Origin of the sequence: Arthrobacter sp. MAHUQ-56 (genome assembly GCF_019710585.1) — a bacterium.
Classification (GTDB): Bacteria; Actinomycetota; Actinomycetes; order Actinomycetales; family Micrococcaceae; genus Arthrobacter.
On record NZ_JAIFZQ010000020.1, the window covers coordinates 376,062 to 400,132 of the forward strand.

At 67.9% G+C, this 24,071-nt stretch carries 28 protein-coding genes; 16 read left to right on the forward strand and 12 right to left on the reverse strand.

The window, feature by feature from the left end:
- Nucleotides 1-102: 102 nt before the first annotated feature.
- Nucleotides 103-372: a DNA gyrase subunit A gene (locus K4G53_RS14070; protein ID WP_221386307.1), complete on the reverse strand. Its 270-nt coding sequence runs from the start codon at nt 370-372 to the stop codon at nt 103-105.
- Between the two features lie 422 nt (nt 373-794).
- On the opposite strand from K4G53_RS14070, the gene K4G53_RS14075 reads away from it, so the two are divergent.
- Genes K4G53_RS14075 through K4G53_RS14090 form a run of 4 tightly spaced genes read left to right on the forward strand, consistent with a single transcriptional unit; the run spans nt 795 to nt 2,825 of the window.
- Nucleotides 795-1,424 (forward strand): hypothetical protein, encoded by a 630-nt coding sequence (locus K4G53_RS14075; protein ID WP_221386308.1) that lies wholly within the window; start codon nt 795-797, stop codon nt 1,422-1,424.
- A 15-nt stretch (nt 1,425-1,439) separates the two neighbouring features.
- Nucleotides 1,440-2,012, forward strand: a complete 573-nt coding sequence (locus K4G53_RS14080) for an RNA polymerase sigma factor (RefSeq protein WP_221386309.1) — start codon at nt 1,440-1,442, stop codon at nt 2,010-2,012.
- Nucleotides 2,009-2,629: a hypothetical protein gene (locus K4G53_RS14085; protein WP_221386310.1), complete on the forward strand. Its 621-nt coding sequence runs from the start codon at nt 2,009-2,011 to the stop codon at nt 2,627-2,629. Before K4G53_RS14080 ends, K4G53_RS14085 begins: the two co-directional genes overlap by 4 nt.
- 13 nt (nt 2,630-2,642) lie before the next feature.
- On the forward strand, nt 2,643-2,825 hold the full coding sequence (locus K4G53_RS14090; RefSeq protein ID WP_221386311.1) for a DUF4177 domain-containing protein: 183 nt from the start codon (nt 2,643-2,645) through the stop codon (nt 2,823-2,825).
- Between the two features lie 12 nt (nt 2,826-2,837).
- Here the strand turns inward: K4G53_RS14090 and K4G53_RS14095 are convergent, their stop codons facing one another.
- The gene (locus K4G53_RS14095) at nt 2,838-4,388 is read right to left on the reverse strand and encodes an LCP family protein (RefSeq protein ID WP_374226168.1); all 1,551 of its coding nucleotides are present in this window, start codon (nt 4,386-4,388) and stop codon (nt 2,838-2,840) included.
- Nucleotides 4,389-4,591: 203 nt separating this feature from the next.
- Here K4G53_RS14095 and ftsW point away from each other — a divergent pair, with 203 nt between their 5' ends.
- Together ftsW and K4G53_RS14105 are read left to right on the forward strand one after the other, a co-directional pair.
- Entirely contained in the window at nt 4,592-5,878 is a 1,287-nt protein-coding gene (gene ftsW / locus K4G53_RS14100) for a putative lipid II flippase FtsW (protein ID WP_260323605.1), read from the forward strand.
- A complete protein-coding gene (locus K4G53_RS14105; protein ID WP_260323606.1) occupies nt 5,862-7,184 on the forward strand; it encodes an MFS transporter in 1,323 nt (440 codons plus the stop codon). Before ftsW ends, K4G53_RS14105 begins: the two co-directional genes overlap by 17 nt.
- 497 nt (nt 7,185-7,681) lie before the next feature.
- Here the strand turns inward: K4G53_RS14105 and K4G53_RS14110 are convergent, their stop codons facing one another.
- Both K4G53_RS14110 and aztA read right to left on the reverse strand, forming a co-directional pair.
- Nucleotides 7,682-8,434 carry a GAF and ANTAR domain-containing protein gene (locus tag K4G53_RS14110; RefSeq protein ID WP_308287891.1) on the reverse strand — a complete coding sequence of 251 codons (753 nt, stop codon included), beginning with the start codon at nt 8,432-8,434 and terminating at the stop codon, nt 7,682-7,684.
- Nucleotides 8,435-8,593: 159 nt separating this feature from the next.
- Nucleotides 8,594-9,337 (reverse strand): zinc ABC transporter ATP-binding protein AztA, encoded by a 744-nt coding sequence (aztA, locus tag K4G53_RS14115; RefSeq protein WP_221386313.1) that lies wholly within the window; start codon nt 9,335-9,337, stop codon nt 8,594-8,596.
- A 25-nt stretch (nt 9,338-9,362) separates the two neighbouring features.
- On the opposite strand from aztA, the gene aztB reads away from it, so the two are divergent.
- Genes aztB through aztD form a run of 4 tightly spaced genes read left to right on the forward strand, consistent with a single transcriptional unit; the run spans nt 9,363 to nt 13,691 of the window.
- On the forward strand, nt 9,363-10,283 hold the full coding sequence (gene aztB, locus K4G53_RS14120) for a zinc ABC transporter permease AztB (protein WP_221386314.1): 921 nt from the start codon (nt 9,363-9,365) through the stop codon (nt 10,281-10,283).
- Complete coding sequence (locus tag K4G53_RS14125) at nt 10,264-11,496, forward strand: hypothetical protein (RefSeq protein WP_221386315.1); 1,233 nt, start codon at nt 10,264-10,266, stop codon at nt 11,494-11,496. The genes aztB and K4G53_RS14125 overlap by 20 nt, the downstream gene beginning before the upstream one ends.
- A complete protein-coding gene (gene aztC, locus K4G53_RS14130) occupies nt 11,493-12,425 on the forward strand; it encodes a zinc ABC transporter substrate-binding protein AztC (RefSeq protein WP_308287892.1) in 933 nt (310 codons plus the stop codon). The genes K4G53_RS14125 and aztC overlap by 4 nt, the downstream gene beginning before the upstream one ends.
- 54 nt (nt 12,426-12,479) lie before the next feature.
- Nucleotides 12,480-13,691, forward strand: coding sequence for a zinc metallochaperone AztD (aztD, locus tag K4G53_RS14135; RefSeq protein ID WP_221386316.1), 1,212 nt, complete (start codon nt 12,480-12,482; stop codon nt 13,689-13,691).
- A 104-nt stretch (nt 13,692-13,795) separates the two neighbouring features.
- Here aztD and K4G53_RS14140 read toward each other — a convergent pair whose 3' ends face one another.
- The 3 genes from K4G53_RS14140 to K4G53_RS14150 all read right to left on the reverse strand — a co-directional run bounded on the left by K4G53_RS14140 (nt 13,796) and on the right by K4G53_RS14150 (nt 15,201).
- On the reverse strand, nt 13,796-14,425 hold the full coding sequence (locus tag K4G53_RS14140; RefSeq protein WP_260323607.1) for a cation transporter: 630 nt from the start codon (nt 14,423-14,425) through the stop codon (nt 13,796-13,798).
- On the reverse strand, nt 14,422-14,748 hold the full coding sequence (locus tag K4G53_RS14145; RefSeq protein WP_221386317.1) for a helix-turn-helix transcriptional regulator: 327 nt from the start codon (nt 14,746-14,748) through the stop codon (nt 14,422-14,424). The genes K4G53_RS14140 and K4G53_RS14145 overlap by 4 nt, the downstream gene beginning before the upstream one ends.
- A 129-nt stretch (nt 14,749-14,877) precedes the next feature.
- Nucleotides 14,878-15,201 carry a hypothetical protein gene (locus K4G53_RS14150; RefSeq protein ID WP_221386318.1) on the reverse strand — a complete coding sequence of 108 codons (324 nt, stop codon included), beginning with the start codon at nt 15,199-15,201 and terminating at the stop codon, nt 14,878-14,880.
- Nucleotides 15,202-15,373: 172 nt separating this feature from the next.
- Between K4G53_RS14150 and trxB the strand changes: the two genes are divergently transcribed.
- Nucleotides 15,374-16,351 (forward strand): thioredoxin-disulfide reductase, encoded by a 978-nt coding sequence (gene trxB / locus K4G53_RS14155; protein WP_221386319.1) that lies wholly within the window; start codon nt 15,374-15,376, stop codon nt 16,349-16,351.
- 41 nt (nt 16,352-16,392) lie between these two features.
- Here trxB and K4G53_RS14160 read toward each other — a convergent pair whose 3' ends face one another.
- Nucleotides 16,393-16,734, reverse strand: coding sequence for a hypothetical protein (locus K4G53_RS14160; protein ID WP_221386320.1), 342 nt, complete (start codon nt 16,732-16,734; stop codon nt 16,393-16,395).
- A gap of 224 nt (nt 16,735-16,958) precedes the next feature.
- Here K4G53_RS14160 and K4G53_RS14165 point away from each other — a divergent pair, with 224 nt between their 5' ends.
- Nucleotides 16,959-17,585 carry a PAS and ANTAR domain-containing protein gene (locus K4G53_RS14165; RefSeq protein ID WP_221386321.1) on the forward strand — a complete coding sequence of 209 codons (627 nt, stop codon included), beginning with the start codon at nt 16,959-16,961 and terminating at the stop codon, nt 17,583-17,585.
- A 3-nt stretch (nt 17,586-17,588) separates the two neighbouring features.
- Here K4G53_RS14165 and K4G53_RS14170 read toward each other — a convergent pair whose 3' ends face one another.
- Nucleotides 17,589-17,984, reverse strand: coding sequence for a hypothetical protein (locus K4G53_RS14170; RefSeq protein ID WP_221386322.1), 396 nt, complete (start codon nt 17,982-17,984; stop codon nt 17,589-17,591).
- 167 nt (nt 17,985-18,151) lie between these two features.
- On the opposite strand from K4G53_RS14170, the gene K4G53_RS14175 reads away from it, so the two are divergent.
- A complete protein-coding gene (locus K4G53_RS14175; protein WP_221386323.1) occupies nt 18,152-18,580 on the forward strand; it encodes a hypothetical protein in 429 nt (142 codons plus the stop codon).
- 15 nt (nt 18,581-18,595) lie between these two features.
- Here K4G53_RS14175 and K4G53_RS14180 read toward each other — a convergent pair whose 3' ends face one another.
- Nucleotides 18,596-19,330, reverse strand: a complete 735-nt coding sequence (locus K4G53_RS14180) for a GAF and ANTAR domain-containing protein (protein WP_221386324.1) — start codon at nt 19,328-19,330, stop codon at nt 18,596-18,598.
- A gap of 169 nt (nt 19,331-19,499) precedes the next feature.
- Between K4G53_RS14180 and K4G53_RS14185 the strand changes: the two genes are divergently transcribed.
- Together K4G53_RS14185 and K4G53_RS14190 are read left to right on the forward strand one after the other, a co-directional pair.
- Nucleotides 19,500-20,717: an MFS transporter gene (locus K4G53_RS14185; RefSeq protein WP_221386325.1), complete on the forward strand. Its 1,218-nt coding sequence runs from the start codon at nt 19,500-19,502 to the stop codon at nt 20,715-20,717.
- Nucleotides 20,718-20,845: 128 nt separating this feature from the next.
- Nucleotides 20,846-21,547: a triacylglycerol lipase gene (locus K4G53_RS14190; RefSeq protein ID WP_221386326.1), complete on the forward strand. Its 702-nt coding sequence runs from the start codon at nt 20,846-20,848 to the stop codon at nt 21,545-21,547.
- A gap of 37 nt (nt 21,548-21,584) precedes the next feature.
- On the opposite strand, the gene K4G53_RS14195 is transcribed toward K4G53_RS14190, so the two are convergent.
- Complete coding sequence (locus tag K4G53_RS14195) at nt 21,585-21,938, reverse strand: cytoplasmic protein (RefSeq protein WP_221386327.1); 354 nt, start codon at nt 21,936-21,938, stop codon at nt 21,585-21,587.
- Between the two features lie 62 nt (nt 21,939-22,000).
- Between K4G53_RS14195 and K4G53_RS14200 the strand changes: the two genes are divergently transcribed.
- Nucleotides 22,001-22,603, forward strand: a complete 603-nt coding sequence (locus K4G53_RS14200; protein WP_221386328.1) for a TetR/AcrR family transcriptional regulator — start codon at nt 22,001-22,003, stop codon at nt 22,601-22,603.
- A 5-nt stretch (nt 22,604-22,608) separates the two neighbouring features.
- Here the strand turns inward: K4G53_RS14200 and K4G53_RS14205 are convergent, their stop codons facing one another.
- Nucleotides 22,609-24,030 (reverse strand): hypothetical protein, encoded by a 1,422-nt coding sequence (locus K4G53_RS14205; RefSeq protein ID WP_221386329.1) that lies wholly within the window; start codon nt 24,028-24,030, stop codon nt 22,609-22,611.
- Nucleotides 24,031-24,071 lie beyond the last annotated feature (41 nt).

Sequence of the window (24,071 nt, forward strand, 5' to 3'; positions counted from 1 at the left end):
AGGTACCTTGGGTCCTGGCCGCTGTCCGGTACCCGGGTTCTGTCTGCTCTCCAGTTCAAAGCAGACTTGGGGGCGCACGCAGTCCCGCCCCGGCGGCTTCTCTCAGGCGTCAGGCAACATTGACCTCAGTTCTCGTGCACGGGAAGCCATGGCCCGACGCTGGTCTCGGGTGAATCTTCGCACCTGTAAATCAAGGACTGCCCGGCTGCTCACTGCTCCGACGCCCAACAGTTGACCCACACGACGGATTGCTTCATCCACGTTTTCTGAATCGTCAACCAACTGGAAGACTTCATCGCGCCGATCGATCGCCTGCACAAGAGCCTCAAGTATTGCCAATTCGTCCGTCATATGCCGCTCGTCCTCGCCCATGCCGCGATTCTCGCACGACCACAAGCTTCGAAGCATTCCCATCAGTTCCGGGACCCTCGCCCGCGTACATAAGGGACGTCCGTACTTTGGACCTCGTTTACGTCCTGTCGCCAGGGTCATCTGCTAACCCCACGGACGCGAGAACGCAGATAGTAGACCCCCAGCGATCCGGCGAATATCCCAAGGGCAATTCAGGTACCGGCTACTCGTTTCTCGGTTCTGCATGATTCGTAGACTTCGGCCACAGGGCGGGATGTTCCGCATCTGCGGTCAGGAAGGGGCAGGAAGAAGGGGCAGAGAGGTGTACGGAATTGATCGAATCTTTCGGGATTCTCCGTCAGGTTCCTGTCCCTCCGGCGATTACCTGAGCATGGACGGATGTCCGCAAACGTTGTCAGGGCTTTTCACAGGGGAGGGACTTTATGTCGTTCTTTACCGCATTGGTGACCAGCAAGGTCGCGGCCGGGCTGCTGGCCGGGGGAACCATCGCCGCCGGAGGAGCAGCCGCGGCGGCCTACACCGGGACACTCCCGGCGCCGCTGCAGCAGGGCAGTCATGAGCTGATCGGCGCCCCGGCGCACGCGGACCTGCCCACGGCCTTCCCGACAGTTCCTGACCAAAGGCCGGACGCCGCCGGGCGGGGTCGGGAGAAGGCCGCCGAAGCACCAGGAACCGACTCCGACGACGGTGGAGGTCCGGACGCCACCGGTCCGGCCGCCTTCGGACTGTGCACCGCGTTTACTCACGGGGGCCTGGATCCGGCCTCCACCGCCTACAAGTCCCTGGCAGCGGCGGCGGACGGCAAGGGCGGAATCGCCGAGTACTGCAAGTCCGTACCGGCTCCGGGCAACTCCGCGGGGCACCGTCCCGATGACCCAGGAAATCAGGGCAAGGAGGGCAAGCCTGACAAGCAGGACAAACAGGAAGACCAGGACGACCCGGACAAGCCCGACGCGGACCGGTCATCAAACCAGGTGCCATCAAGCCAGGCCAATACGGTCCAGGCCAACAAGGGACCCTCGCACAAGCCTGCCACCGCAGGGAAACCCTGAGCCAGGGCGCGCGGGATGTCCTGGGGGCGGGTAGCGCGGCTGAACCCCGATGACGTATCGGCGTCGCGGGGTGATGGCGACCGTGCACCGATGTTCACCGCCATCTACCGCTCCCTGTCCCCGGCAGTTGCAGGCTACCTGCGGGCCGGGGGAGTGGATGACCCCGAAGCCGTCACGCACGACGTGTTCCTGGCCCTCTACCCGAAGCTCGGGGCGGTCCACGGGGGAGCGGAGGGCGTCCGGGTGCTGGTCTTTTCCATCGCCCACGCACGCCTGGTGGACCACCACCGGCGCCGCGGCAGGGCAGCCGCCCCGGTGGAATATGACCCATGCAGGGACCACCGCCTGAGCGCGTCGGCCGAAGACCTGGTGGTGGACGGCGACGCCGAAGCGGACGCCCTGGCGATGCTCGCCGGCCTCAGTGCGGACCACCGCGAGGTCCTGCGGCTGCGCATCATCGCGGAGCTTTCCGTCAACGAGGTGGCCACCATCATGCAGAAATCGCCGGCGGCCGTCATGCAGCTCCAGCGCCGGGCGCTGGTTAGCCTCCGGAAGCAGCTGACCATAGGGAGCGGGGTGCCGGGATGACCGCCGGGCACACACTTCACGACGAGCAGGTGGTCGATCAACTGCTCTTCGAAGCCGGCTGGGACGAGGCACCCGAATTGAAGGGAGCGCTGCTGGACCTCCGTTGCTTCGCGGATGGCCCGCAGGTGGTTCCGTCCGCCAGGCTCGCCGCCCTGATGGCGGCGGCCCCGGCCCATCTGGAACCCGTCAGCCTGAAAGCGGTCAACCCCGACCCCGACAACCCCGAAGCGGCCAGCCCGGACCTCGCCAGCCCGGAACCCATCAGCCTGGATGCCGTGCGGCGACGCAAGCACCGCCGCGCAACACTCACGGTGCTGGTGGTAGCTACGTCCATGGGAGCCGGCACGGCGGCCGTCGCCGCAACTGACCCGGGATTCCGCGAGACAGCACAGCAGACCATCACCACCGTCGTCGAGGCCGTCACCCACGGCCATTCCGGCCGCCCGGCGCCGGCTCCCGCCCGCAATCCAGGTTCCACCCAGCCGCCAGCCCGCGTTCCGGAGCTTCCGGCGCCCGCGCAGAACGCGCCGGGCCGGACCGGAACCACCCCAGGGGAATCGGCTGCCACGCCACCGGCCCACCCCACGAAACCGTCCCCGGCACAACGGGGGCACTGAAAGAAGGTTTGTCATGGACAGCACCCCGGACTACGAGTACGTCACCATCCAGGTAGACAGCCGGCCCCGGCAGCAGGCCAAGGAGCTGAAGAAACTGGCCAAGGCGGGCTGGGAGGTGGTGGCCATCCGCCCCGGAACCATGTTCGCGAACCTCAGCTCAGCCCCGCAGGCCCTGTGCCGGCGGGTCGTCAGCTGAACGGCGGGGCGCTCAGTAGCCCCCGGGGTTGGTGGACTCACAGGTCTGGTCGCTGCCGGTCTGCGCCACCACGCCTCCGCCGGAGTCAGCGGACGACGGCGGGGCGGCGGGTTTGGTGCCGGTGGCAAAGTCCGTACCGGCGTACAGTTGCACGCCCTGGACATTCGCTACCTGCATGATGCTGCTGGCCGGCAGCCCGAACAGTGCCGCCACGTCCGCGGCCACGTCCTCGAACCCCGCGCCGTAGTAGACCATGGTCTGCTGCTGCACCTGGCCCTTCAGCTTGGTCACGTTGGTGAAACCGGCCTCGGCAAGGATCCCGGCGATCGCCGTGGTCCGGCCCGCCACGCCTGTGCCGTTGGCGATGGAAACCGGCTGCAGCGACTTGTCGTAGGCCGGCGGCGCGGGCGTGGTCGGCGTCTGCGTGGGGGTGGCCGGGGGCTGGCTCAGGTCCGGGTTGTTGCGCAGCGCGGTAAAGAAGTTGGACGCTGCCGGTTCATCGAGCGCGAGCCGGTTGGGGTCCTCGGGCGCGGGGACGGTGGGCGCGGTGATGAAGTTGACGCTGGCGGGGTCGATGTTCTTGAGCCGGTTGGCGATGGTCAGCAGCGACGGGACCGAGGACAGCCCGGAATCGACTGTCAGGTTCTTGGTGACCGTATCGGCGATGCTGAGCGTCTTCTCCGGGTTGGCCAGCGTGCCCTCGGACTTGAGCTTGCGGGTCAGCGAAGCCAGGAAGCCCTGCTGCGCCTTGATCCGGCCCAAGTCCCCGCCGTTGGCGAAGGCGTGCCGGGTGCGCAGGAACGCCAGCGCCTGCTCGCCCTGCACCTGGGACGTGCCGGCGGGCAGCTTCAGCCCTGAATCGGGATCGTTGACGGCGTCGCTCACGCAGACCTCCACGCCGCCCACTGCGTTGGACAGCTCCTTGACGGCATTGAAATCCGCCATCATGAAGTGGTCCACCTCCAGGCCGGTGAGCTTGTTCACGGTATCCACCGCACAGCCGATCCCGGCCTGGGCCATGGCGCTGTTAATCATGGCGTCCTGCCGCGCCAGGTACTTCTCGCCGGTCTTCGAATCGGTGCACGACGGGACGTCCACCAGCAGGTCGCGGGGGAAACTCACCACGTTGACGTGCTTGTTGTCCGCCGAGATGTCCAGCAGCATCATCACGTCTGACTGCCCGTACCCGGACGAGTCCTCGGCCGTGCCGTACTTGCTGTTGTTGCCGCTCCTGGTATCGGACCCGAGCACCAGGATCTGCAGCCGGTCCGTGCTGTCATTGGCGGTCCCCTCGGTCCGCTGGCCTCCGGCCGTCAGTTCGGACGTGCTGAGGTTGGACTGCAGGCGCCACACCCAGTAGCCGCCGAACGCCAGCACGCCAAGGAGCATCACGGCCACCGCGGCGGTGAGGATTTTGACCCAGCGGGGCTTGCGGCGGGACGCGCGACGGCGGGAGGTACTGGCGGCGTACAGCTCGCCTTGGCCGGGATAGGACACGGGGCCGGAGTGGGGATTCTCCGTGCCGTCCTGCTCCGGGCCGGGGGAATTCTTGGAACCGAGCACAGCAAAATAACCTTTGGAAGGGGGCAGGTGTCGGAAAAGCCTACAGGCCGAAGCTGGCAATTCCCTTAGAACGGGGGTGGGAGCGGCCCTGCCGCCACGCGTCCCGGCCGTTGGAGGCGTACTCTATGTTCTCGGTGGTGCCCGCTCCGGTTGTGGAAGCGGCGATGGGGGATGCCTGCGGCCGCGGGCAAGGAAACGGACAGATGAATACAGGACAACAACAGGCGGCGAATGTCCGCACACCCCGGCGGCGGAAGCGGACCCTTGCCTTCCTGCTCGCCGACGACTCCCCAGGCCGCCTGCGGCCGGTCATCCTGGCAGCCGTCCTGTCACTGTCGGCGATCGGCCTCGTGGAGGTGGCATCGGCGTCGTCCGTGGAATCCGTGGCGGCAGGAAACAATCCGTACGACCTCCCCCTGAAGCAGGCCATGTGGACCGTGGCCGGCGTGGTGATCATGCTGGTGTTGGCGCGGCTGCCGGTGCAACGGATCCGGAAGCTCGGCTGGCCGCTGCTGATCGGTTCCCTGGTGGCCCTGGTGCTGGTGTTCACGCCGCTGGGCATGTCCGTGAACGGCAACCGGAACTGGTTGAGCGTGGGCGGCTTCACCGCGCAGCCGTCGGAGTTCGCCAAGCTCTCGCTCATCGTCTGGGGCGCCGCGATCCTGGACCGGAAACAGGCGCTGCTGGGGCAGTGGAAGCATGCGGTGGTCCCGGTGCTGCCCGCCGGCGGGCTCATCATGCTGATCGTGGCGCTGGGACACGACCTCGGCACCACGATGATCATCATGATGATCCTCGCCGCCACGATGTTCTACGGCGGAGTGCGGATGAAGGTCTTCTCCGTGGCAGGACTCATCTGCGCGGTGGCGGCCCTGATCCTCGCCGCCACCAGCGGCAACCGGATGGGCCGGATCTCCTCCTGGCTGGGCATGGGCTCGGCCGAGGACGCGCAGGGCGTGGGCTACCAGGCCACCAACGGCACCTACGCGCTGGCCTCCGGCGGCTGGTTCGGGCTGGGCTTGGGGCAGAGCCGGCAGAAATGGAACTGGATCCCGGAAGCCCACAACGACTTCATCTTCACCATCCTGGGCGAGGAACTGGGCCTGGCCGGGACGCTGCTGGTGCTGTGCCTGTTCGCGATCCTGGCCATCGCGGTGTTCAAGACGATCGCGCGCACCCAGGACACCTTCTCCCGGATCGTTGCCTGCAGCGTGATCACCTGGATCCTGGGGCAGGCCGTGATCAACATCGCCATGGTCAGCGGGCTGCTGCCCGTGATCGGCGTCCCGCTGCCGTTTATCTCCTACGGCGGCTCCGCCATGGTGTCCTCGCTGGCCGGGATCGGGATCGTCCTGGCGGTGACACGGCCGGAACCTGTGGGTGGCAAGCCTGATCCGCGGCGTGCCGGGGCAGGTGCGGCCGCGGCGGGTGCTTCGCCTGGATCGACAGCTGGCCGGGGACACGGCCGCCGGCATGAGTACCAGCGGTAACTTCCGGGGTAACGCCGGCGGCGCTCCGGCCGCGCCCATGACCGCCATCCGCTTCATCCTGGTGTTCGGGATCGTCAGCGCGCTGATGGACATGGTGTACGAGGGCGCCCGCAGCGTCACCGGCCCCTTTCTGGGCGTGCTGGGCGCATCCGCCCTCCTGGTCAGCGTGGTCACCGGTGCGGGGGAGGCGGTGGCACTGGTGCTGCGGCTGGTGTTCGGTCGGCTGGCGGACCGGCCCGGGCTGCGCTGGACGCTGGCCCTCACCGGATACGGCCTTACCGCGTTGTCCGTGCCGCTGTTGGGGATCACCGATGCTTTGTGGGTTGCCTGCCTGCTGGTACTGCTTGAGCGGCTGGGCAAAGCTGTGCGGAGCCCGGCGAAAGACACGATGCTCGCCGGGGCCGGCGCCGGCCTGGGGCAGGGCAAGGCGTTTGCGTTGCACGAGGCCCTGGACCAGGTGGGCGCACTTCTGGGTCCGCTCCTGGTGGGTGTAGCCCTGGCGCTGAGCGGAACGTACGGTCCTGGGTTCCTGCTGCTGGCGGTTCCCGGGCTCGCTGCCATGCTGATCCTGTTCCGGCTCAAGCGGCGGGTTCCCGACCCCGCCGTGTACGAGGCTGCGGTGCCTGGCGGGCCGGCCCCTGTGCCGGGCGCCGCTCCTGCTGCGTCAGGCGAGTTGCCGGGCGCTGAACAGCCGGCCGCTGAACTGCCGGGCGCCGCTCCTGCTGGGTCAGGCGAGTTGCCGGCCGCCGACCGCACGCGGGTCCCGATGCCGCGGCAGTACTGGATCTACGCCGCATTCAGCAGCCTGACCATGTTCGGCTACGCCACATTCGGCCTGCTCTCGTTCCACCTGGTGTCCTCCGGGCTGCTGCCGGCCGCCCTGGTCCCGGTCCTCTACGCCGTGGCCATGGGGGTGGATGCCGTGGCGGCGCTCGCGTCCGGCTGGCTCTTCGACAGGATCGGGCTGAAGGTCCTCCTGGCGCTTCCCATCCTGGCAGCTGCGGTCCCGTGGCTGGGGTTCAGCAACAACACGGCGCTCGCCGTCGTGGGTGTGCTGGTGTGGGGAGCGGCGATGGGCGTGCAGGAAAGCACCATGCGCGCAGCAGTGGCCGGCCTCGCCCCGGCAGGGCGCCGCGGGAGTGCGTACGGCATGTTCACCGCCTGCTACGGCCTTGCGTGGCTGGCCGGAAGTTTCCTGATCGGCCTGCTGTACGAGCAGTCACTCCTCGCGCTGGCCGTCACCGTGACCGTCGTCCAGGCAGCCGCCCTGGCCATCTTTCCCGCCGTGCGGCCCCGTACCGGCTGAACCCTCTTCACTCCGCCTGGCTGGCAATCCGTCTGGCTGCCTGTGAAACTCAGGCGGCCGCCCCGGAAGGCTCGGGGCACTCGGTGCAGCGGACGCTCGCAACCAAAGCGCCGGCGTCGTCCTTCTGGAAGTGCGTGACGTGGTTAGTGGTCCTGCCGCACGAGGGGCAGAAGCTTTGGCTTTGTTTTGTCCACATCCCTGAATAATACGGACTCGGCCCGCAAACAGAAGGGTGGGGGGCCAAGCATGTGGAACTCCGCAACCAGACCTTTACCTGATCTTGACCCAAACCCTTGGCGATCCTTCAGGAAACGCGCGGAGTGCGGGCGTAGCTTGGGGCCATCACTTAGTACAACGCAGTACGAAGGAGCGCAGGACAATGACCATCACCGATTACCTTGTGGCCCTGGGCGGCATGCTGGCAACACTGGGTGCGGCGGGCCTTGCGGCTGCCGGACTCATCCGGGCGCGGGCGCGGCACTGACTCCTTGCCGCATTCAGGCAAAGGTGTGCGGTTCCAGCTGCGCTGCCAGTGCGGCCGTGGGCACTGCCTTAAGGATGCCCTCGGCCACGCTGCGCACCTTCACGCTCCGCTGGCGTGAGGCGCTGGCGAGCTTGCTGAACGCCTCCGCATAGGAGCAGCGGTTCTGCGCCATGATGACCCCGCAGGCCACATCGATGGACGTCCTGCCCTCCAGGACCTCCTTGAGGTTGTCGCCGGCCCGGTTCACGGCGTGCACGTCCAGCGCCAGTTTCAGGCTCTTCGACGCTACCTCGGCGAATGATTGCGCCTCCTGTACAAGGTGGCTGTCGAATTCGGCGCCGGCGGGGACCAGCAGGACCACCACGCCCGTTGCTTCAGGCTCCAGCCGGAGCGGGACCGCAAGCGCCAGGCCGTATCCGTGCTCCTGGAGCCGCCGCCGGTACCCCTGCCACCGGGGCGAGGAAGCGGTGGAGCCAATGACCGCAGTCCGGGACAGTGCCCCCTGGGCCATCGGGCCGTCCACACGGGCCTCCTCGTCTTCGGCCAGGGCAGTGGCCGCCGGGCTGCTGCCGGCGCTGGCAGGAGCAGACCCCTTTCGATGGAGCATCACGGCGCAATCGGCGGCACGTTCTACCGGCCCGCTGAGCGCCTTCGCGGCAGCACGGGCAAGCTTGAGCAGGGACTGCGCGTCGTCGTCGGTGTCCGTCACCAGATCCAGCAGCAACCCCTGCCGGTCATGCCCGTCACCTGCTGGACCACCTGCCACCATCCGCCCCCGTCCGCTGATCCGCGACGCCGGTGCCGCGGGTTTCCCTGAATCTATGGGGCCGCCGCGGCTGCAGCACGAGTAGCCGGTACTCTACTTTTCCGTGCCGCGCGGGGGAGTACTTGCCCCTGCCCCGCGGGGCCGTGCAATCCAGCCCAGTTACTCCTTCAGCCTGGGATTCCGGCCCGCGGACGTTCCCGGAGTTCCCGGGCGAGGCACCCTGCGCGGGGCAAGTAACCGGGCTGGACCGCACGCGGTGGCGGTGTCCGCGGCGACCCGGCCGCCGTCGAGCACCACAACACGGTCCGCCCGGCCGATGTCCTGCGGGTCGTGGGAGGACTCCAGGACCGTCACTCCGCGCCGCAGTTCCTGTTCGACGGCGGCCCGGACCAGCAGGTGCGCGGCGCTGTCCAGGCCTGCCGTGGGCTCGTCCAGGACCAGGATCGCCGCCTCCTGCGCCAGCCCCTGCGCGATCAGGGCACGCTGCCGCTGCCCGCCGGAGAGTTCCTGGAGTTGCCGGCCCGCCAAATCCGCGATGCCCATCCGCTCCATGGCCGCGTTGACTGCCCGACGGTCGCCGGCCAGCAGCGGCAGCAGGCCCCGCCGGTGCGGCCAGCGCCCCATCTCCACCACCTGCCGGACCGTACAGGGCAAGTCCCGCGGCGTGCGCGGCAGCTGGATGACAAAAGCCGGCCGCGAACCGGTGGCCACCGACCCCTGGGTCGGCCGCAGGACCCCCGCCGCGAGTGCCAGCAGGGTGGATTTTCCCGATCCGTTCTTCCCGGCCAGCACCGTGTGCGTGCCCTTGGACAAGCCGATGGAGACGCCCTGCAGCGCCTGCCGGTCCGGATAGGCGAAACCCGCCCCGCTGAACATCACTTCTGCATCATTGTTGAGAATCATTCTTATTAAGATACGCTGGGCCGCGATGGAATGGTTACTTGATCCCCTGAGCGTGTCATTCGTGCAGCGCGCCCTGCTGGGCGGCTGCCTGGTTGCTGTGTTCTGCGCCGTCGTCGGTACCTGGGTGGTGGTGCGCGGCATGGCCTTCCTGGGCGACGCCATGTCCCACGGCCTCCTGCCCGGCATCGCGGTCGCGTCCCTGCTGGGCGGCAACCTGCTGTTGGGCGCAGCCGTCAGCGCGGCGGCGACGGCGGCTGGCGTCTCGGCCATCACGCGGAACCGGCGCGTATCGCAGGACACGGCCATCGGGTTGCTGTTCGTGGTGATGCTCTCGCTCGGCGTGATCATCGTGTCGGCGTCCGGCTCCTTCGCCGTGGACCTCACTGGCACGCTTTTTGGCGACGTGCTCGCAGTCAGCACGGCCGACGTCGTACTGCTCGCCGCCGTGTGCGCAGTTGTCCTGGCCGCCGCCGCGCTGTGCCACCGCGCCTTCCTTGCCGCGGCCTTCAACCCGCAGAAGGCCGCCAGCCTGGGGCTGCATCCGCGGCGGGCCCACGTCATGCTGCTGGCCCTGGTGACCCTGGCGGTGGCGGCGTCCTTCCAGGTGGTGGGCACGCTCCTGGTGTTCGGGCTCCTCGTCGCCCCGCCGGCTGCCGCGCTGGTCTGGGCCCGGTCCGTCCGGGGAGCCATGATGCTCGGCTCCCTCATAGGCGCCGCCAGCGTAGTGGTTGGCCTCTGGATTTCCTGGCATGCCTCCACGGCCGCCGGCGCCACCATCGCCCTCGCGGCAGCGCTGTCCTACTTCGCCTCCGCCCTGGCCCGGGCCGCCGCCCGCCACGTGGTCCGGCCGCCCGCCACACCCGCCGTCGAACCCCTCCCGTCCGAACCCCGCCCATCCGAACCACTGGAAATGGAACCCCTGCCCCGTGCCCCGCACCACGCCTAAACCCGTACTCCTCCTGCTCAGCCTTCCCCTGCTGCTCTCCGCCTGCGCTGCGCCGGCCGCCCCGCCCGGGGCGCAGCTCTCCGCGTCCACTCCGCATGGCTATGTCGCCGGGGCGCAGGAGAATCCCGAGCCGCAGGCCGGCCTGCTCACCCTCAACGCCGGGACGGGGGAGGGGCAGTTGCTGTCCCTCCTCACCGAAGAAGCGTCCGACGCCGGCACGTACGGACCCGTCACCGCCGCGCAGGTGGACGGCCGCTACGCCCTGCTCACCACGGCGGCGGGCGTGCAGGTGTTCGACACCGGTGCGTGGACCGTGGACCACGGCGAACACAGGCACTACTACAGTGCCCCGCCGGGCCCAGTGGGGACCCTGGCCGTGCCGGACGCGGGGGCGGTGGCCGGGGACGGCAAATCCATCGCCGTGTTCTCCCCGTCCGGCGGCTACGCCTCGGTGTACCGGCACAAGGACCTCGACGCCGGTTCGGTGGCCGAGGCATTCCGGATCACCACGTCTCCGCATTCGGGGATGGTGGTCCCGTATGCGGGGCACTTCATCGCGTCGGTCGCCGGGTCCTCTGCCGGATCCTCCGCCGGGGACCCGGCTGCGGCCGGCGGGGTGGAGGTCCGCGACGCCTCGGACGCCGTGGTCCTGGGCCGGCAGGACTGTGCCGGCCTGGCCGGGCATGCCTACGTTCGCGCCGGTGTGGTGTTCGCCTGCGCCGACGGGGCGCTGCTGGTCACGGGGGATGACGGTGCCTTCGCTGCAGAGAAGATTCCATATCCCGACGGCGGCGCGGGCCTCCCGCCGGCCACCAGCCTGGGGCACCGTCCCGGCTCCAACGAGCTTGCCGGACCGGCCGGCGGCTCCGGCATCTGGCACTTGGACGTCGCCAAACGCACCTGGACGTACCTGCCCACGCCCGTCCCCGCCGTGGCCGCCGCTGCGGTGGGTGACGGGAAGCGGGTGCTGGCTGCCGGCGTCGACGGCTCCGTGCTGGCCCTCAATACGGCCACGGGTGGGGTCACTGCCCGCGCCGCCCTGCTGGCACCCGCTTTTGCCCGCCACCCGCAACTACGCATCGACACCTCCCGCGCCTACGTCAGCGAGCCTGCCCGCTCCAGGGTCCACGAAATCGACTACGCGGACGGGCTCCGCATCGCCCGGACGTTCGACGTTCCGGCCGCTGACTTCCTGCTGGAGACCGGGCTGTGAGGCCGGATGTGCCGGTGCGCCGGACCGGGCTGTGGCTGGTCCTGTGCCTTGGGCTGGGATGGGCGCTCGCCGGCTGCTCTCCCGCTGCAGCGGCGCGGCCCACCGTGGTGGTCACCACCAACATCCTGGGCGACATCACCCGCAACGTGGTGGGCGACCAGGCGGACGTGGTGGTGCTGATGGGCGCCAACGCCGACCCCCACTCCTTTGGCATCTCCGCCAAGCAGGCGGCCGTCATCGGGAACGCGGACCTGGTGATCCACAACGGCGGGGGACTGGAAGAGAACGTCCTCAACCACGTGGAAGCAGCCGCCGCTGAAGGCGTGCCGGCGCTCAAGGTGCTGGACGCCGTCGAACCCTTGGCATTCGGTGCCGGCGGCCCGGCCGGCGGGGCGCAGGACCCGCACTTCTGGACCGATCCGTCCCGCGTGGCGAAGGCCGCCGGCGCGATAGCCCGCAGCGTGGCCGAGCACGTGGACGGGGTGGACGCCGGCGCCCTGCGCTCGCAGGAGGCGGCCTACGTGCAGCAGTTGGGGGAGCTGGAGTCCTGGATGACCACCCGCTTCAGCTCCATCCCCGACGGCCAGCGCAAGCTCCTCACCAACCACCACGTGTTCGGCTACCTGGCGCAGCGGTTCGGCTTCGAGGTCATCGGCGCGGTGGTTCCGAGCGGGACCACGCTCGCCTCGCCCAGTTCCGCTGACCTCAACGACCTCACCACGGCAATCCGCGCCGCAGGCGTGGCGGCCATCTTCGCCGACTCCTCGCAGCCCGAGAGGCTGGCCCAGGTGCTCGCCGCCGAGGCCGGGCAGGACATCGCCGTGGTCCCGCTCTTCACCGAATCCCTGGGCACCGACGGCTCCGGCGCCGCCACCTACCTGGACATGATGCGCACCAACACCGAACGCATCGCCACCGCCTTGTCCTGAACGGGAGTTGTCCTGGCACTCCCGAATCCCCATCCCGATAAGAAAAGGAACACCATGCATCACCGCACCACCCCCGTCCGCCTGCTCGCAGCGCTCACCCTCACGGGCCTGCTGCTCACCGGCTGCGGGGCCGATGCCACGCCCGCCGGCAACGCGCCGGCTTCCTCCGCTCCCGCCGTGGAGGCTGCGCAGCAGCGGCTCGTCACCACGTACGACGGCGGCATCCAGGTCCTGGACCCTGCCACCTTCAAGGTGCTGGGCGACTTCCCGCTGGCCGGGTTCAACCGAATCAGTCCCGCAGGCGACGGCCGGCACGTCATCGTCTCCACAGCGAAGGGTTTCGAGGTGCTGGACACCGGAGCGTGGACCGAAGGCGGCACCCACTATGCGCAGGCACCCGCCATGACGGACATCGTCTTTCCCACCACCAAACCCGGCCACGTGGTGCGGCACGGCGGCAAGACGATCCTCTTCAGCGACGGGACCGGCGAGGTGAGTGTCTTCAACTCCGCTGACCTGGCGTCCGGCCAACCCCGGGTGGAAACCCACCGTGGCGAAGAGGCCCACCACGGCGTCGCCGTCGAACTCTCCAACGGCGACCTGGTCCTCACGCTGGGGAACGAGGAGGAACGCCCCGGCATCGTGGTGCTGGACAAGGACGGCAAGGAGATAGCCCGGAACGAGGACTGCCCTGGCGTGCACGGCGAGGCCACTGCTGCGGGCGAGGCCGTGGTGATCGGCTGCCAGACCGGGGTCCTGGTGTACGCCGGCGGCGCCATCACCAAGCTGGACAGCCCCACGGCGTACGGGCGGATCGGAAACCAGGCCGGCTCGGAGGAATCCGTGGTGACCCTGGGCGACTACAAGCAGGACAAGGATGCGGAACTTGAACGGCCACAGCAGATCTCGCTCATCAACACCGAAACGAAGTCGCTGGCGTTCGTGGACCTGGGAACCAGCTACAGCTTCCGGTCGCTGGCCCGCGGACCGCACGGTGAGGCGCTGGTACTCGGCACCGACGGCGCGCTGCACGTCATCGACCCGGACACCGCTGCCGTGACGAACAGCTTCCCGGTCATCCCCGCCTGGGAAGAGCCGCTCGACTGGCAGGAACCGCGGCCCACCATCTTCGTGAACGGACACACCGCCTACATCACGGACCCCGGCACCAACACGATCCACGCCATGGATGTCGAGAGCGGAAAAGTCACCGGCACGGGCATGCTGGAGCGCACACCGAACGAGCTCGCCGGCGTCACGGGCTGACTCCCCGAGGGGGACAGGCACCTTCGGTCATGGCCTTGTTCGCGGTTCTGAACCATCAACGGCCAGGAACTGCGAACAAGGCTATGACCGGAGGGCCCAGCCGGTCAGCAGTGCTCGCAGCAAACCTCGCCGCGCCACGCGTTGAAGCCCTCGCGCACCGCAATACCGGCGATCGCCAGGGCCGCGACGGCATCCGCCCACCACCAGCCCAGTACGCCGTTGAGCACCAGGCCCACCAGCAGCACGGCCGAGAGGTACGTGCAGAGCAGCGTCTGCTTGGAATCAGCGACGGCGGTCGCTGAACCCAGCTCACGGCCGGCACGCCGCTGCAACCAGGACAGGACGGGCATGATGGCCAGGCTCAGGGCCGCGATCACGATTCCCGGCACCGAATGCTGCGCTTCGCCGCCGCCGGCAAGGGACCGGACCGCGTCCACCGAGACGAAAACCGCGAGGGCAAAGAACGAGAGGGCGATGATCCGCAACGTCAGGTGCTCGCGGCGCTCCGGGTCCTTCGAGGCGAACTGCCAGGACAGGGCCACTGCGGAGGCAACCTCGATCACCGAATCCAGGCCGAAGCCCAGCAGCGCAGCGGAATCAGCCACTCCGCCGGCCCACAGTGCCACCACTGCCTCGATGATGTTGTAGGTGATGGTGGCCGCGGCGAGCAGCCGGATGCGGCGGGTAAGTACCGCGCGGCGGGCTGGGGCAGGGCCCAGGTGCAGGCCTGTCATGCGGTGCACGTCCCGTCCGGGGCACAGCACGCGGGGTCCACCGCCAGGACCACGCCCAGGAGGTCCCGGATGGCGTGGCCCAGTTTGGCATCGGCCAGTTCATACCGGGTGCGCCTGCCGTCCGGGACGGCCACCACCAAACCGCAGCCACGCAGGCAGGTCAGGTGGTTGGACATGCTTTGGCGTGAAACGCCGATCGAATCGGCAAGGTCCGATGGGTAGGCGCCGCCGTCAGCGAGGGCCAGCATGATCCGGGCCCGGGTGGGGTCCGAGACTGCGTAGCCAAAGCGCGCGAGGACCGGCGCGTGCGTGAGGGTTTCCATCGAACCGAGAATACAGCCATCCGTGTATTCAGATCCAGCTGTATTCAAGGCCCGGCGGAAGTAATGGAAGAAGAGGGGTGTCCGGCTCACTCTGGCCCGGAATCTGGGCGCTGCGAGCTGCCGGGTGCGTTATGCGGCCAGGCGGGCTGCCGGTGCGGGCCGATGCCGCCGTTCAGCCAGCACGCTGATGGTGCATGGAGCCTGCTCCGGATCGATCTTTGCGGGCAGGTGCCTGGTTTCGGAGGCGGCGCGGAGCATCTCCAGCGCCTCGTCATCCACCAGTGCGTGTGAGATATCGAGTTCCAGGTCCAGGCCGCCCTTGATGGAATTGGCCCGCTTTGCCACGACGTAGATGGCGTTGATGCTATGGATGGTGATGTGCCCCTTTGCAATCACCTGAGCTTTGGCGTGGTCCAGGTCCACCCGGACCACAATGTTCAGCTTCGAATTCAAGGTGTAAAGCCTTCCCCTGCATTGGCTGCGACGCTGCAGCTTCTTGCTTGGCCCGTTTGCTTGAGCCTCCATTAGATTAGGGAACGAATGTGATGCACGCAACACCAGCCTAATTATTGCGCCGAATGTTCTTTCCCTCCTGACCACGCAGCCCTGCCACCGAAGGACAAACATGAGCAACCATCAGCTGATCATCATCGGCTCAGGCCCTGCCGGCTACACCGCCGCCATCTACGCCGCCCGCGCCGGCCTCAACCCGCTGGTCCTGGCCGGTGCAGTGACGGCGGGAGGCGCGTTGATGAACACCACCGAGGTGGAAAACTTCCCCGGTTTCCCCGAAGGAATCCAGGGCCCGGAGCTGATGGACGGCCTGCAGCAGCAGGCGGAGAGGTTCGGCGCGCGCATAGAGTTCGACGACGTCACGTCCGTCGACCTCAAGGGTCCCGTCAAACGCGTGGTCACCGGCGGCGGAGAGACGTACGAGGCCAAGGCAGTCATCCTGGCCACCGGCTCGGCCTACAAGGAACTCGGCCTGCCCGAGGAAAAGAAGTTCAGCGGCCACGGGGTGTCCTGGTGCGCCACCTGCGACGGGTTCTTCTTCCGGGAGCAGGACATCATCGTGGTTGGCGGCGGCGACTCCGCCATGGAGGAAGCAACCTTCCTGACCCGCTTCGGAAAGTCCGTGACCGTCGTCGTCCGCAAGGGCGAACTCCGCGCCTCCCGCATCATGGCCCAGCGCGCCAAGGACAACCCCAAGATCCGGTTCGCCTGGAACTCTGCCGTCACCGCCATCCATGGCGACGGAAAGGTCACCGGCGTCACCCTCACGGACACCCGCACGGGCGATACCCGCCACCACGACGCCACCGGCATCTTCGTGGCCATCGGGCACCTGCCGCGCACCGAGCTCGTGGCCGGGCAGGTGGACCTGGATGGGGAGGGCTACATCAAGGTGGACTCGCCCACCACCTGCACCAACCTCTCCGGCGTCTTCGCCTGCGGCGACGCCGTGGACCACCGCTACCGCCAGGCCATCACGGCAGCCGGCACCGGCTGCGCCGCGGCCCTGGATGCCGAGCGTTTCCTGGCAGCCCTGGAGGACGCCGCCAGCATTGCGACGGCGCTGGTGGAGGAACCCACCCACGGCTAGGTTCCGTGCGCCCCGGCCTGATGGGGCGGGCGCTCCCCGGGTCAGACGACCTCGGGAAGCCTTCCCGTTAACACCGAAACGGGCGCCGCGGACCAGCGCTCACGCTCCGGTTCATACGAAATGACCATGGAGGCATCGTTCTCGCGCGCCTCGTCGATGGCGAGTAGCAGGGCGTCCTCCATGTGCCTGGCGTATTCCAGCCGCTCGGGCAGGCTGCCCTGCACGCCGCCGTCGTCAATCAGCACGTGGCCCTTGCCGTCCACGATGACCTTCAATGAATACCCGCGGTCCTCGTACAGCGACCCCCGGGTGGATGAAATTTCTGTGACTCGATCTGCCCGGACCAGCCCGTTGCCCAGCGTGCGGATCCACACTTCACCCATGAAATGACCTCCCCTTTGGCTGGAGGCGCGAATCAGCGCCCCATAAGGCGAACGCTACTCCTCCGCGGGCCATTTGTGACCCCTGAATTTCTGCGGACAGTTGCCGAATCCGCCGGCCGGCACGTGGGCCGGCGCATGGACTGTGACAACACCCGCGGCGGCGCTCAGCTATGGTGAATGTCGGCAGCCCGGGGAGGATGTTCCGAGAATTGTTGGAGGCTGGAATGTGGTCAAAGCTGGATACCTACCTTTACCCTCTCCGGCCGCCCACCGTGTGCCCCTCCGGGACCTTTGAACTGGACGTCGCTTCGGGAAACATGCAATGGTCCGAGGGGTTGTTCGGCATCCATGGGCTGGGCAAGGGCGAGGTGGTGCCCACGTTCGAACTGCTGATGGCCCACAAGCACCCCTCGGACCGGGACCGGGTGAGGGAGCTCTGGATGGACCTCCTGGCCGGCGGGGGCCAAGGTGCGCTGCTCCACCGCGTCATCGACGCCAAAGGCAGGGAACGGCGCGTCTTTTCGGCGATCCAGGTCGAGGCTGATGCCTCCGGACGCGTGGCCCGTGCGCACGGATTCATGGTGGACATCACCCAGAGCCTGCGCATCGAGTCGCAGAACGCGGCCAGCGAAGCGATCGAAGGCGTATACGCGCACAAAGCCGTGATCGAGCAGGCCAAGGGCATTGTCATGGGCCTGCTCGGCGTGGAGGCCGAGGCAGCCTTCGATATCCTGGCCGACCAAAGCCAGCACATCAACGTCAAACTCCACGTTGTGGCGGATGGGCTGGTCAAGTCCGCGGCGGAGGGGAAAGCCCGGGAAGCGGTGGCCGGTTTCCGGCTTTCCCGCTGACTGTCAGCCCATGACCTGCTGGTTCACCCAGCGTTCCAGCGGGGGCACCAGCAGCAGCACCGCGACGCCCGCCACCATCAGGACATGGATGAACACGTTCCAGGCTGTGGTTCCGAGGGTTTCGCCGCCGCCGGTGGCTGCGAACCAGAACGGAACCAGGGCCACAAGGCCGAGTGCAGCCGATGCCAGCGCCGCGTATTCCCACCAGCTCCACCGGGCAAACAACCCCCACGTTGCTACCGCGAATCCGAGCACGGTGAGCAGTGAGAGGACCATGGTGATGTTCCACCAGGCCCCTGAGGTGTTTACCCCGCGGGTAGCAAAGCTGGGCGTCAGCCACAGCCAGCTGCTTCCAGCCATCAGGAGGGCGATTCCGCCCAGGGTACGCAGGGTGAACATTTCCCACCACCTCCTGCAGCCAGCTTCCTTGCCGTGGCCGGAAGCGGAACAGTGCCGAACGGCCCGTCAGGCCCCCGGAATACGAGGTTTGTGCACCGCTTGAAGAGGGCGGGCGGCGGGACCTTCGGCACTTCTGGTTGCCTGTGGAACCGGGGCAGGCTGTTGGCATGGCGGACCGGACTTCCACGAGGAGCGGCAGCGTAGGCTCAGTCGTTGTCAACGCCCTGCTGCTGTGGGGCATCAACATCTGGCCGGGCTGGCGGGTGGTGCCATTCCTGACGACCGACATGACCCGCGTCCTCTACCTCATCAATGCGTCCCTGATCGCGGGCATCATCGTGAATATGGTGTTCGTACTGGTCCGCAACAGGGCCGTCATGGCGCTCGGGAACCTGGTGGTCCTGGGCATTGGGCTGGCGGCCGTGATCCGGATGTGGGAAGTCTTCCCCTTCGATTTCGGGAACAGCTGGTCCGGCTGGCCGGTGCTGGTGCGGGTGTTTCTGGTACTCGGCATCGTGGGCTCGATCATCGGTGCCGTGGTGGAAGTGGTGAACCTGTTCCGCGGCCTGGCAGGTTCCCGGCCGCGGACCCGTTAGGGACGTGCAGGACCGTCACTCGAAGTGCGTGACAACAGTGGGGTCGTGGGCCACGGACGCCACGACCCTTGATGCCACATCGCGGAGCTTGAGGTTGCGGGTGTTGGAGGCGCTGCGCAGGATCCGCATGGCGGTGTCCTGGTCGCACCGGTTCTGGGCCATGATGATTCCGGCGGCGAGGTTGATGGTGGTGCGGGACTCCATGGCCGCCGTCAGGTTCTCCCGGTCCTCCTTCAGCTGGGCCACCCGGACCGCCATGCGCAGCGACTTGGACGCCTGCGCGGCGTGGGCCTCCGCGTTCTCAATGTCCTGCGCACTGAAGGCATGGGTATTTGCCGCGTACAGGTTCAGTGCGGCGCCGGCGTCATTCTCGAGCGGCAGCGGGACAGAGAGAACGGACCCGATCCCCTCGGACCAGGCGGTGGAACAGTAGTGCGCCCACCGGGTTTCATCCTCGAGGTTGGGCACATGGATGGTGACCACATCACGAAGTGCCGTCAGGCAAGGCCCCTCGCCGAACGCGTACTGCAGCTCGTCCATTGCATGGACCTGGGGGTCGCTGGTGGCCACAGTGGCCGGCCTGCGGTGCCGCACCAGGGTCACGCCGCAGAGCAGTTTGTTGTCCCCCGAAAGGGTTTCAGCGGAATACGTGACTAGCTCCTGCAGCAGTTCCGCTACGTCCGAACTTTCCAGGACCAGGTCCTGGAGGTGCTCCGCGATCCCTTGCTGCGGTGTGCGGTTTTCGACCATAAGGCATCTTTCCCACATGGCCACGGCACGTATGCTGACCGGAACGCCTGGATGTGCTCAGTGCGGAACAGCCCGTTTGCGGTGACACTTCCAGTCTAGGGCTGGCGGCCGCCAAGGGGGCCCCCTTCTTGCCCGGTTTCTGGCGGCGCGCGGCCATAGGATAAATCTGATGACTTCCCCGGATGATCCCCAGCCCTTCAGCCTGCGCAAAATTGCCGTCGCCGCGTTTGGGCCCAGCCTGCTTTTCGGCATCGGCCAGGGGGCGATCCTTCCGGTGGTGGCATTGTCCGCCCGTGAACTGGGGGCGTCCGTGGCCGTGGCGGCCCTGGTCGTCACGCTCATTGGCCTCGGGTCCTGGTTCTTCAACCTGCCCGCGTCCCTGGTGACCCTGCGTTTCGGTGAGCGCTGGTCCATCGTGGGTGCCGCCGTCGCCGCCGGGTTGGCGCTGGCGGCGGCCGCCGTGTCCTCCGGAGCCACGCAGGGACTGTGGCTGCTCGCGGCGGCGATGGCCGTCGTCGGGATGTCCGGGGCCGTCTTTGGACTGGCGCGGCAGAAGTACCTCACCGAAGCCGTGCCGGTGGAGTTCCGTGCCCGGGCGCTGTCCACGCTGGGCGGCGTCAACCGCATCGGCGTGTTCATCGGCCCGTTCGCGGGCGCAGCCGTGATGCAGTTCTCCGGCCTCGCCGGCGCCTACTGGGTGGGGGTGGTGGCCATGGCCGCGGCCGCGCTGCTCTCGCTCACCATCCCGGACCTTACGACGCCGGACCCCGTCCCGGGCGGGCACACCGGCCCCCAGCCCACGCTCCGCAGCGTCGCGGCCTCGCACGCCGGCGTGTTCCTTTCGCTGGGCGTGGGCATCCTGCTGCTCAGCGCGCTGCGTTCCTCCCGGCAGGTGGTGATCCCGCTCTGGGCCGACCACCTGGGCATGGATGCCACCTCGGCGTCGCTGATCTACGGGCTGTCCGGGGCCATCGACATGCTGGTGTTCTACCCCGCCGGCAGGCTGATGGACCGCAAGGGCCGGCAGTGGGTGGCGGTCCCGTCCACGCTGCTGATGGGGACTGCGCTGCTGCTGATCCCCCTGACCGGGTCCTTCGTGGGGCTGCTGCTCGCGGCGCTGCTGATCGGGTTCGGCAACGGGATCAGTTCCGGGTTGGTGATGACGCTCGGCGCCGACTTCTCGCCCGACCGTGGCCGTGGCCAGTTCCTGGGCCTCTGGCGGTTCATGGCCGACGCCGGGTCCACGGGCGGCCCCGTGCTGCTCTCCGGGGTGACTGCCCTCGCCTCGCTGGGCCCGGGGATCGCAGCCACCGGAGTCCTGGGGTTCGCGGCGGCGGCCGTGTTCGCCGTCGTGATTCCCCGCCTGAGACACCGCCGGAACTACTGATGGCACGGCTTGCTCTATCACTTCTGGTCCCTAAAAGGGAGGTTTAGGGACCAGATCTGATAGAGCATCGGGCCGTGTTTGGCGCGCGGGTTGGTGGGTAGGCCGCGGTGCGAGGTTATCCTCGACACATGAGTGAAACGGGCACCACCGCTCGCATCAGTCCGCTGCAGAAGGCCGTGTGGTGGGCGCAGGACTACGTGTATGCCGGAATCTGGCAGGTCCGCGGCTTCCTCTCGCGCGTGCAGCCGGGGTCCTTCCGCGACGGCAGCCGGCCGCCCGTGCTGATCATCCCCGGCGTGTACGAAAACTGGCAGTTCATGATGCCGCTCATCCAGGCCATCCACGACGCCGGCCATCCCGTGCACGTGGTCACGGTGCTGCAGCGCAACAAGCTGAGAGTGCCCGAGGCTGCCAAGCTGGTGGCGCAGCACTTGGAGGAGGCGGGCCTGCGCAACGCCATCCTGGTGGCGCACAGCAAAGGCGGGCTGATCGGCAAATACGCCATGCTGTCCCTGGACCCGGAGCACCGGATCGACCGGATGATCGCCGTGTGTGCACCGTTTTCCGGCTCGCGCTACGCCCGGTACATGCTGCTGCCCAGCCTGCGGATCTTCTCCCCGCGCAACCCGCTCACGCTCCAGATGTCCCGCGAACTTGCCATCAACAGCCGCATCACGTCGATCTACGGGCCGTTCGATCCGCACATCCCGGAGGGGAGCGTCCTGCCCGGTGCCACCAACATCGAGCTGCCGGTGGCGGGGCACTTCCGGATCCTTGGCGACTCCGGGACGGCCCGGATCATTGTGGAGCAGCTGAGCCTGCCTGCCTGACGATTCGTTGTCCAGCCAGCGTCCTTCGCGGGAAAGCTCAGGAAGCGGCCGGGCCCAACCTGCTGCCGTGCCCGTCGGCGGCCGGCGCGTCCGGCCGCGGCTCCTTCAGTTCGACGAAGATGCAGTGGGTTGGCGTTTCTCCGGTGTTGGTGCCGGAATGTTCCTGCGCGTCCAGCCAGCGGGCCTGCGCCGCCTGCAACTGCACATCGACTTCCTTCCCGCCGGACCGGAGCCGCCGGGTGAAGGAGCTGAGCGTGACCATCACGCTGTCCGGGTGGGAGTGGGTGCCGGTGTTGTCGCCGGGCCCGTCGCTGTACTCGAGGACGCGGACCCGGTCATTTTCGAAAACAAGCCGGTAGTGCTGCGGATTCACTGCAATGGGATCGGCCACCGGAAACCCCTTTTGTTTATGGGACATGCGTACCATAACGGCACATAGGTATCATAAATCGCGTGTCTGCACGCCGCAACGGAAAATATGTAGAGACCGGGAGGACCCGGCAGAAGTCGCGGACGCGGGATGCCTTGGTGGCCGTCCTTCGCGATCTGCTGAAGGACGGGCAGGACCCGTCCGTTGCCGACGTCGCTGCCATTGCCGGCATTTCCCGGACCACCGCCTACCGGTACTTTCCGGACAAGGAAGCCCTTTTGCACGCGGCCCTGCCCGAGACCGGGTCGGGGTCGCTCCTGGGGGAGGACCCGCCGTCGGACGTCCGCGACCGCATGGCACGCACCCTTGACGCCCACTTTGACTTCATCCGGATGTGGGAGCCGCAGCTGCGCGCTGCGCTGCGGCTGTCCCTAACCCCTGGCGCGGCCCGCCCCACTCTTCGCGGGGGCAGGGCGATTGGCTGGTACCGGGATGCACTGTCACCGCTCGACGCCAGCCCAGGCATCGACGCCGCAGCCCTGGCCGTACGGCTTCGCGCCGCCGCGGGCATCGAACCGTACGTCTGGCTGCGGGACGTCGCCGGGCTTTCAGCCGATCAGGCATTCGGTGTGATGCGTGCCAACGCCCTGGATATCTTGGACGCTGCACTCGCTTCGCAGCCGTAGGTCCCCTACTCGACGTTGAATGCGTTGCTGGTGTCCGATGCCAGCGTCCCGCTGGTCGCCGTGAGGGTGCAGCCGGTGGACTTGCGGACAAACTGCAGGTCGGCGAAGGTGGCGGCTCCCGAAACTGCGGAGGCCGTGAGGACACTGGTGGTTTTGAGGACGCAGGTGGACTGGACCGTCACGGCTGCCGTGCTGGCGGTGGCATTGCCGAAGGCATCGAGAATGCGTACGGTCACCGGGGGAGTGATATTCACGTTCCGGGGGACACTCGTGGGCACCGTGTCGAATTTCAGTTTCCCTGCTGCTGCGGCGGTGATGGTGGCGGTCACGGGCGTGGGGCTGCTGAGGCCCGTTGCGGCGGCGGTGATGGTCGCCGTCCCGGCCGTGGTGTCGCCGTAGAAGAACGACGCCGATGCGGACCCGGCAGCAATGGCCACCGATGTGGTCTTGGTTCCGTTGGCGGTGTTTGAGAAGAATCCGCTGGCGCTGGAGGAGGCCAGGCTGATGGTGGTGGTCCCGGAGGTCACGGCGTTGCCGTACGCGTCCTGGCGTTGCAAAGTGGCCGGGCCGAGGAGGGCAGCCGATGACGCTGTGCCCGCAAGGGAAGAACCGGCGGTGACAACCAGCTGGCTGGCGGCCGCGGGTACCACGGAAAAGCTGGTGCTGGCCGTTCCGGCGTACCCGGCGCTGGAGGCGGCAAGGGTGTAGCCGGCTCCCGCCGTGTCGATGGACAGCCCGTTGAACGTGGCCGCCCCGCTGGGGTTCGTGGTGGCCGTGAGCGTACCGCCCAGGGCTCCGCCGCCGGGGTTGGTCCCGATGCCGATGGTCACCGGCACGCCGCCGCTCAGGACTGGAACCCCGCCCTCGGTCTGCAGCTGCACGGTCAGCGTGCTGATGGCCGATCCTGCTGTCACGCTTGCGGCCGGCTGGGCAGTGAAGGCGAGTTTCACCAGGCTGGATACTGTGACGGACCCACTCCCGGTGCTGGCTGCCGTCCAGGACCGGTACACCGCGGTGACCTGGTAGCTGTAAGTCCCGTCCGGAACCGGGATATCGGAGCAGGTGGTTCCCGTGATCAGTGCTGATGGGCTGGACCCGCAGGCAGCAGACGTTGTGGTGCCGCTTGTTCGGGTGACGTAATAGCCGGTAGGAGCTACCGCGCCGGCCGATCCGGTCCAGCTGACGGCGACACTGGAGCCGCTGCTTGCCGGCACCGAAACGTTGGTGGGCGGGAGCAGCGTGGCGACTGCCGCCGTCGTGCTTCCCTTGCCGGAAGCAGCCCAATACGCTGCCGCGGGTCCCGCTCCCAGGAGGACGGCCAGGAAGAGGACGACGGCGGCCGCGAGGCGGGAGCGTACGGCGCCTTTAAGGACCACCAGCTCCCGCCGAAGGCCCTGCCGGGCGTCGGGGGAGCTGGTGGTGGGCATGGGACCTTCCGTTTGTCAGCCTTGGGGGGAGGCGAACTTCT